A 7,743-nucleotide genomic window follows, 5' to 3' on the forward strand; every position below is an offset into this window, starting at 1 on the left:
AGCATTGATGAGGTGTGAATTGAATAAGTGGCTGTTTCCTGCCGTGACGGCGCTGGTAGTGCTCCAAGGTTGCTCCAGCGTGCAGCGTGGCAACATTCCGGTGGTGGACTCGAGCACCCGGGTGTCCAATAGTGAGCGTGTCCAGGCCCACCGTTCGGCTGCGGGCATGAGCAACGGCACCGCGCAGGCACAGTCGCTGCCCGAGGACTCGGGCGTGACCGTGATGATTCCGCAAGGCGCCGGTGCCGCTGGCATCCAGACCTTCCCGGCGGGCAACGGCGCGGCGCCGATCAGTACCGGCCCGATCACGCCTGGCCCTGTTACTTCGGGCCCGGTCACTTCGGCACCGATGACTACCAACCCCAATCCGATCGCCGACGAACCGTTCGATATCGCTTCGATGAGCAGCGCGCCGGCAGCGTCCAGTGCACCGACCGGCATTCCGCGCAGCAACGCGGCTTCCGGTGGCCTCTCGGCCGATGAACAGCTCGACGGCCCGGTGCTGGCGCTGCTGACCACCGCCCAGTCGCAGCAGGGTAGCGGTGACTACAACGGTGCCGCCTCGAGCCTGGAGCGAGCCCAGCGCATTGCCCCGCGCGAGCCGCAGGTGCTGTTCCGCCTGGCCCAGGTGCGCCTGTCGCAAGGCGACGCGCCTCAGGCCGAGCAACTGGCCCGCCGTGCGCTGACCTACGCCAACGGTCGCCCCGACCTGCAGGCCGAGCTGTGGAACACCATCGCCCAGGCCCGCGAGAAGCAGGGTGACAGCGCCGGTGCCGCCCTGGCGCGGCAGAAAGCGCGGGTCAATTCGTGATGGTCGAGCAACGCGTTCTCGATATCGCCGACCACCTGCTGCTCATCGAGCGTGAGCTGCAGGTGCAGGGCTGGTGGGATGACGAGCCGCCCAGCGACGAAGCACTGGCCAGTACCGTGCCGTTCGCGGTCGACACGCTCAGTTTCGAACAGTGGTTGCAGTGGATCTTCCTGCCGCGCATGAAGATCATCATCGAGCTCGGCCACCCGCTGCCCAATGCCTCGAGCATCCTGGTGATGGCGGAAACCGTGTTCACCGATCGTCCGGAAGAAAGTCGCGAGCTGCGCCGGCTGTTGGCAGCATTCGATCAATTGATCGCTCCTTCCGCCTGATTTCTTCAGTTTTTCCGTCAAGGGCCGCAGATTGTGGCCCTTTTTTATGGAAATCTTATTTTTTCTGCTGCTGACTTGGTTTTTAGTGGTGGCAGGAATTCATCTTGGGGAAAAATTGGCAATAATTTTTCTTGACTTGTAGGCGCCAAATCACAAGAATCCAGATTCCGCTGTAGAGGGACTGCCAGAAGCAGACCCGCTAAGCAGATCATGAGGCGCACACCCGCGCCGCCTGTTACACCCCGCAACGCGTTACCTCGCGCTGGGTGGGAAACCCCCGCAACATCTGGGGAGCTCCCAATACTTGCTCAGTCAGTGCTGACGTTCGCTCATGCTCTGCTTGGCAGTAAACCTATTAAGACCCGTCCACTAGGGACGGTATTCTGGCGTTTTAGAGGTGAACAACGTGGAGCTTTTATCTGGCGCTGAGATGGTCGTCCGCTTCTTGCGTGACGAAGGCGTTAAGCACATCTACGGGTACCCTGGTGGTGCTCTCCTTCATGTTTACGACGCGCTGTTCAAAGAGCCGGAAGTGGAACACATCCTGGTTCGTCATGAGCAGGCGGCAACCCATATGGCGGACGGCTACGCCCGCGCCACCGGCAAGGCCGGCGTGGTGCTGGTAACCTCCGGCCCGGGCGCGACCAATGCCATTACCGGCATTGCCACCGCCTACATGGATTCGATTCCGATGGTCATTCTGTCCGGCCAGGTGCCTAGCACCATGGTCGGTACCGATGCCTTCCAGGAAACCGACATGATCGGTATCTCGCGGCCGATCGTGAAGCACAGCTTCATGATCAAGAGCCCGACCGAGATCCCTGAAGTACTCAAGAAAGCCTTCTACCTGGCGCAATCCGGTCGCCCAGGCCCGGTCGTGGTCGACATTCCAAAAGATATGACCAATCCGGCCGAGAAGTTCGAGTACGTCTATCCGAAGAAGGTCAAGCTGCGCTCGTACAGCCCGGCTGTGCGCGGTCACTCCGGCCAGATCCGCAAGGCTGCCGAGATGCTTCTGGCCGCCAAGCGCCCGATCGTCTACGCCGGTGGCGGCGTGATCCTCGGCGGTGGCTCCGAAGCACTGACCGAAATCGCCAAGTCGCTGAACCTGCCAGTCACCAACACCCTGATGGGTCTGGGTGGCTTCCCGGGTACCGACCGTCAGTTCCTCGGCATGCTCGGCATGCACGGCAGCTTCACTGCCAACATGGCCATGCACAATGCCGACGTGATCTTCGCTGTCGGTGCGCGTTTCGATGACCGCGTGGTCAACGGCCCGGCCAAGTTCTGCCCGAACGCCAAGATCATCCATGTCGACATCGACCCTGCGTCGATCTCCAAGATGATCAAGGCCGACGTGCCGATCGTCGGCCCGGTCGACAGCGTGCTCGGCGAAATGCTCGGCATTCTCAAGGAAATCGGCGAGCAGCCTGACAAGGTGGCGCTGGATGCCTGGTGGAAGCAGATCGACGAATGGCGTGGCAATGGCGAACTGTTCCCTTACGACAAGGGCGACGGCAACGTCATCAAGCCGCAGAAGGTCATCGAGACGCTGTGCGAAGTGACCCATGGCGATGCCTTCGTCACTTCCGACGTTGGCCAGCACCAGATGTTCGCGGCGCAGTACTACCGCTTCAACAAGCCTAACCGCTGGATCAACTCCGGTGGCCTGGGCACCATGGGCTTCGGCTTCCCGGCGGCGATGGGCGTCAAGCTCAACTTCCCCGACCAGGACGTGGCCTGTGTGACCGGCGAAGGCAGCATCCAGATGAACATCCAGGAGCTGTCCACCTGCATGCAGTACGGCCTGCCGGTGAAGATCGTCAACCTGAACAACGGTGTGCTGGGCATGGTCCGCCAATGGCAGGACATGGCCTACAACGGTCGTCACTCGCACTCGTACGTCGAGTCGCTGCCTGACTTCATCAAGCTGGCCGAGGCCTATGGCCATGTGGGTATCCGCATCACCAGCCTGAAGGACCTCAAGCCGAAGCTGGAAGAAGCGTTTGCGATGAAGGACCGCCTGGTGTTCATCGACATCGCGGTCGACCGCAGCGAGCACGTCTATCCGATGCAGATCAAGGATGGCTCGATGCGTGACATGTGGCTGAGCAAGACGGAGCGTACCTGATATGCGGCACATCATTTCCCTGCTGCTGGAAAACGAACCCGGTGCTCTGTCCCGTGTGGTCGGCCTGTTCTCCCAGCGCAACTACAACATTGAAAGCCTGACCGTGGCGCCGACCGAAGACCCGACCCTGTCGCGTCTGACGCTGACCACCGTTGGCCATGACGAAGTGATCGAACAGATCACCAAGAACCTGAACAAGCTGGTCGAAGTGGTGAAACTCGTCGACCTGTCGGAAAGCGCTCACATCGAGCGTGAACTGATGCTGGTCAAGGTCAAGGCCACCGGTGCCCAGCGCGCCGAGATCAAGCGCACCACGGATATCTTCCGTGGCCAGATCGTCGACGTGACCGCCAGCGTGTACACCGTGCAACTGAGCGGCACCAGCGACAAACTGGACAGCTTCATCCAGGCGATCGGCACCGCATCGATTCTCGAAACCGTGCGCAGCGGCGTTACCGGCATTGCCCGTGGCGACAAAGTGCTCAGCATCTAAATTCAAAAATTAGCGATGGCTCCGCAGGGGCCGAGATATAACCAGGGGTATTTTCATGAAAGTTTTCTACGATAAAGACTGCGACCTTTCCATCATCCAAGGTAAGAAAGTCGCCATCATCGGTTACGGTTCCCAGGGCCACGCTCAGGCGTGCAACCTGAAAGACTCCGGTGTAGACGTTACCGTCGGTCTGCGTAAAGGCTCGGCTACCGTTGCCAAGGCCGAAGCCCACGGCCTGAAAGTTGCCGACGTGGCTACCGCCGTTGCTGCTGCCGACCTGGTCATGATCCTGACCCCGGACGAGTTCCAGGGCCAGCTGTACAAGAACGAGATCGAGCCGAACATCAAGAAGGGCGCTACCCTGGCCTTCTCCCACGGCTTCTCGATTCACTACAACCAGGTTGTTCCGCGTGCTGACCTCGACGTGATCATGATCGCGCCGAAAGCCCCGGGCCACACCGTTCGCTCCGAGTTCGTCAAAGGCGGCGGCATCCCTGACCTGATCGCTATCTACCAGGACGCTTCGGGCAACGCCAAGAACGTCGCCCTGTCCTACGCCGCTGGCGTCGGTGGCGGCCGTACCGGCATCATCGAAACCACCTTCAAGGACGAGACCGAAACCGACCTGTTCGGTGAGCAGGCTGTTCTGTGCGGCGGTACCGTCGAGCTGGTCAAAGCCGGTTTCGAAACCCTGGTCGAAGCTGGCTACGCGCCGGAAATGGCCTACTTCGAGTGCCTGCACGAGCTGAAGCTGATCGTTGACCTCATGTACGAAGGCGGCATCGCCAACATGAACTACTCGATCTCCAACAACGCCGAGTACGGTGAGTACGTCACCGGTCCGGAAGTCATCAACGAAGAATCCCGCAAGGCCATGCGCAACGCTCTGAAGCGCATCCAGGACGGTGAGTACGCGAAGATGTTCATCTCCGAAGGTGCTACCAACTACCCATCGATGACCGCCAAGCGCCGCAACAACGCCGCTCACGGCATCGAAATCATCGGCGAGCAGCTGCGTTCGATGATGCCTTGGATCTCGGCTAACAAAATCGTCGACAAGACCAAGAACTAAGTCTTATCGAAAGATGAAAAACGCGGCTTCGGCCGCGTTTTTTCGTTCTGGCAGTCAGCTTCTGGTATAAAGCAGACCAGTGGCTCGCCGTCAGAACCTGTTTCGCGGGCCCGTGTCGAACATTTTCCATCCTGTTGCAAGGTACCCTCCATGAGCGAACGTCCCGAAGAGCCGAACAAGCCCTCCGACGCCGAAAGCCTGCTACCTGTCGATGAGCACGTTGAAGAAGGGCATGACGCAGAAGGGCGCAAGGTGCGCCATCGCGGCATCTATCTGCTGCCCAACCTGTTCACCACCGCCAACCTGTTTGCCGGTTTCTATTCCATCATCAGCTCGATGAGCGCGCAGAGCGCTGGCGATCCACGCGAGGCGAGCAAGTATTTCGCTTTTGCCGCCATTGCGATCTTCGTGGCCATGGTGCTCGACGGCCTCGATGGCCGTGTGGCGCGCATGACCAATACCCAGAGTGCCTTCGGTGCCGAGTACGACTCGCTGTCGGACATGGTTGCCTTCGGCGTGGCCCCGGCCTTGCTGGCCTTCGGCTGGGCGCTGGGTGACATGGGCAAGGTCGGCTGGATGGTCGCCTTCATCTATGTTGCCGGTGCTGCGCTGCGTCTCGCGCGGTTCAATACCCAGGTCGGCACTGCTGACAAACGCTACTTCATCGGCCTGGCCAGTCCGGCCGCCGCCGGCGTGGTTGCCGGTACCGTCTGGGCCTTCAGCGATTACGGCATCCAGGGCTCCAAGCTGTCGTTCCTGGTGGCGCTGCTGGTTGCCGCTGCCGGCATGCTGATGGTCAGTAACATCAAGTACAACAGCTTCAAGGAGCTGGACCTCAAGGGGCGCGTGCCGTTCGTGGCAATCCTCGCGGTGGTGCTGGTGTTTGCCGTGGTGTTCAGCGACCCACCGCGCATCCTGCTGCTGATCTTCCTCGCCTATGCGGCATCGGGGCCGATCCAGTTCCTGCTGCGCGGGCGTCGGCGCAAGGCGTGATAATTATTTAATGCTGGAATAACCCTCCGGCTCCATAGTCTTACTGGTACATCCGTTATCCAGTGCTGTGGAGCCGACCATGCTCATCAAGCTTCCCAGGTCTTCCGACTGCAAGGCAGCGGAGATCACCCCCGAAGGCATCTACCTTTCCCGTCGTACCCTGCTCGGTGGCTCGCTGGCCGGCCTGGCCTTGGGTGCGCTGCCGGGTAGGGCGAGTGCGGCTGATGTGTCGCGCTATGCCGATGTGGCGCCCGGCGCCGCGCCAGGCTGGTTCACCGACAAGCTCGCTGCCGCACGCTGGCAGGCGGTGACGGTCAAGGATGAGGCGATCACGCCGTTCAAGGATGCCACCCACTACAACAACTTCTACGAGTTCGGCCCGGACAAGGGTGACCCGGCTGCCAATGGTGACAGCCTGAAGACAGCGCCCTGGTCGGTCGTGGTGGATGGCGAGGTGGGCAAGCCGGGGCGTTATGCGCTGGAAGACTTCGTCAAACCTTATCAGCTTGAAGAGCGCATCTACCGGCTGCGCTGTGTGGAGGCGTGGTCGATGGTCATTCCCTGGCTGGGTTTTCCCCTGGCGCAGGTGCTCAAGCAGGTCGAGCCGACTTCGAAGGCACGTTATGTACGTTTCGAGACGTTGAAAGACCCGCAACACATGCCTGGGCAGCGCTCGGGCTTTGCCCTGATCGATTGGCCGTATAGAGAAGGCTTGCGCCTGGATGAGGCGATGCATCCGCTGGCGATTCTGGCCGTAGGCATGTATGGCCGAGAGCTGCCCAACCAGAATGGTGCACCGTTACGTCTCGTGGTGCCCTGGAAGTACGGCTTCAAAAGCATCAAGTCGATCGTGCGCATCAGCCTGGTGGCTGAGCAGCCGGGGACTACTTGGCAGGGGCTGGCACCGGATGAGTATGGCTTCTATGCCAATGTGAATCCGACGGTTGACCATCCGCGCTGGACCCAGGCTCGCGAGCGGCGTTTGCCTAGTGGGCTGTTCAGTCCCAACGTGCGACAGACGCAGATGTTCAATGGCTATGCCGATGAAGTGGCGTCGCTGTATGCCGGGCTCGATCTGCGGAAGAACTATTGATGCGCTATCCCTGGTTGCGTCTGGGCATCTTTGTCGTGGGCTGCCTGTTCCCCGTGTGGTGGTTGTATGAGGCAGCAATGAACCTGCTTGGCCCAGACCCCGGGAAGATCATGATGGATCGCCTTGGGCTTGGGGCGCTGACCTTTCTGCTGGTTACCTTGAGCATGACGCCACTGCAGAAACTCACGGGGTGGTCGGGCTGGATCGTGGTGCGGCGACAGCTGGGGCTGTGGGTGTTTGCCTATATCGTGCTGCACATCCTGGCCTATCTGTTCTTTATCCTTGGGTTGGATTGGGGGCGGTTGGCGGTCGAGCTGCGCAAGCGGCCTTACATTATTGTCGGTGCGCTCGGCTTTCTCGGCTTGCTGGTGCTGGCGGTTACCTCGAATCGGTATAGTCAGCGGCGACTGGGCGCGCGGTGGAAGAAGTTGCACAAGCTGGTGTATGGGGTGCTTGGCCTGGGGTTGCTGCACTTCCTGTGGATCGTTCGCTCGGACCTGAGGGAATGGGCTATCTATGCATGCATTGGTGCTGTACTCATGTTGATGCGTGTTCCCGTGGTTTCGCGGGTGCTTCCGAGGATTGCCCGGAGGCAGGGGAGGGCGGTTTGAAATGTTTTTGAAAGAAAGGGTTGACGCGCTTTCGAATCCCCTTATAATGCGCCCCACTTCCAGCGACATCGGAACGACAAACTCCTTGAGATTCAATGAGTTAGGTAGTTAAGGTGAGGTTGGAGGCGCTTCGATCGAAAGGTCGATAGCGGTTGAGATGAAGGTTGACAGCGGTTTTAAACGCTGTATTATTCGCCTCCCGCTAGC

At 60.1% G+C, this 7,743-nt stretch carries 8 protein-coding genes; all 8 read left to right on the forward strand.

Annotated features, from left to right (window positions below; genetic code table 11):
• Positions 1–7: 7 nt before the first annotated feature.
• The 8 genes from ACIPZ8_RS18885 to msrQ all read left to right on the forward strand — a co-directional run bounded on the left by ACIPZ8_RS18885 (position 8) and on the right by msrQ (position 7,536).
• Positions 8–811 (forward strand): tetratricopeptide repeat protein, encoded by an 804-nt coding sequence (locus ACIPZ8_RS18885; protein WP_400726149.1) that lies wholly within the window; start codon positions 8–10, stop codon positions 809–811.
• A complete protein-coding gene (locus tag ACIPZ8_RS18890; RefSeq protein ID WP_400726152.1) occupies positions 811–1,143 on the forward strand; it encodes a YqcC family protein in 333 nt (110 codons plus the stop codon). The genes ACIPZ8_RS18885 and ACIPZ8_RS18890 overlap by 1 nt, the downstream gene beginning before the upstream one ends.
• 406 nt (positions 1,144–1,549) lie before the next feature.
• Positions 1,550–3,274 (forward strand): acetolactate synthase 3 large subunit, encoded by a 1,725-nt coding sequence (locus tag ACIPZ8_RS18895; protein ID WP_400726155.1) that lies wholly within the window; start codon positions 1,550–1,552, stop codon positions 3,272–3,274.
• Position 3,275: 1 nt separating this feature from the next.
• Positions 3,276–3,767 carry an acetolactate synthase small subunit gene (gene ilvN, locus ACIPZ8_RS18900; RefSeq protein WP_003250040.1) on the forward strand — a complete coding sequence of 164 codons (492 nt, stop codon included), beginning with the start codon at positions 3,276–3,278 and terminating at the stop codon, positions 3,765–3,767.
• Between the two features lie 55 nt (positions 3,768–3,822).
• Positions 3,823–4,839, forward strand: coding sequence for a ketol-acid reductoisomerase (gene ilvC / locus ACIPZ8_RS18905; protein WP_027917653.1), 1,017 nt, complete (start codon positions 3,823–3,825; stop codon positions 4,837–4,839).
• 150 nt (positions 4,840–4,989) lie between these two features.
• Positions 4,990–5,832, forward strand: a complete 843-nt coding sequence (gene pssA, locus ACIPZ8_RS18910; protein WP_027917652.1) for a CDP-diacylglycerol--serine O-phosphatidyltransferase — start codon at positions 4,990–4,992, stop codon at positions 5,830–5,832.
• Between the two features lie 79 nt (positions 5,833–5,911).
• Positions 5,912–6,925, forward strand: coding sequence for a protein-methionine-sulfoxide reductase catalytic subunit MsrP (gene msrP, locus ACIPZ8_RS18915; protein WP_400726159.1), 1,014 nt, complete (start codon positions 5,912–5,914; stop codon positions 6,923–6,925).
• Positions 6,925–7,536 (forward strand): protein-methionine-sulfoxide reductase heme-binding subunit MsrQ, encoded by a 612-nt coding sequence (gene msrQ, locus ACIPZ8_RS18920; RefSeq protein ID WP_400726162.1) that lies wholly within the window; start codon positions 6,925–6,927, stop codon positions 7,534–7,536. The genes msrP and msrQ overlap by 1 nt, the downstream gene beginning before the upstream one ends.
• The last annotated feature ends 207 nt before the right edge of the window (positions 7,537–7,743 follow it).

The organism is Pseudomonas sp. NPDC089422 (assembly GCF_044749405.1).
In the GTDB taxonomy this organism is placed as follows: Bacteria; Pseudomonadota; Gammaproteobacteria; order Pseudomonadales; family Pseudomonadaceae; genus Aquipseudomonas.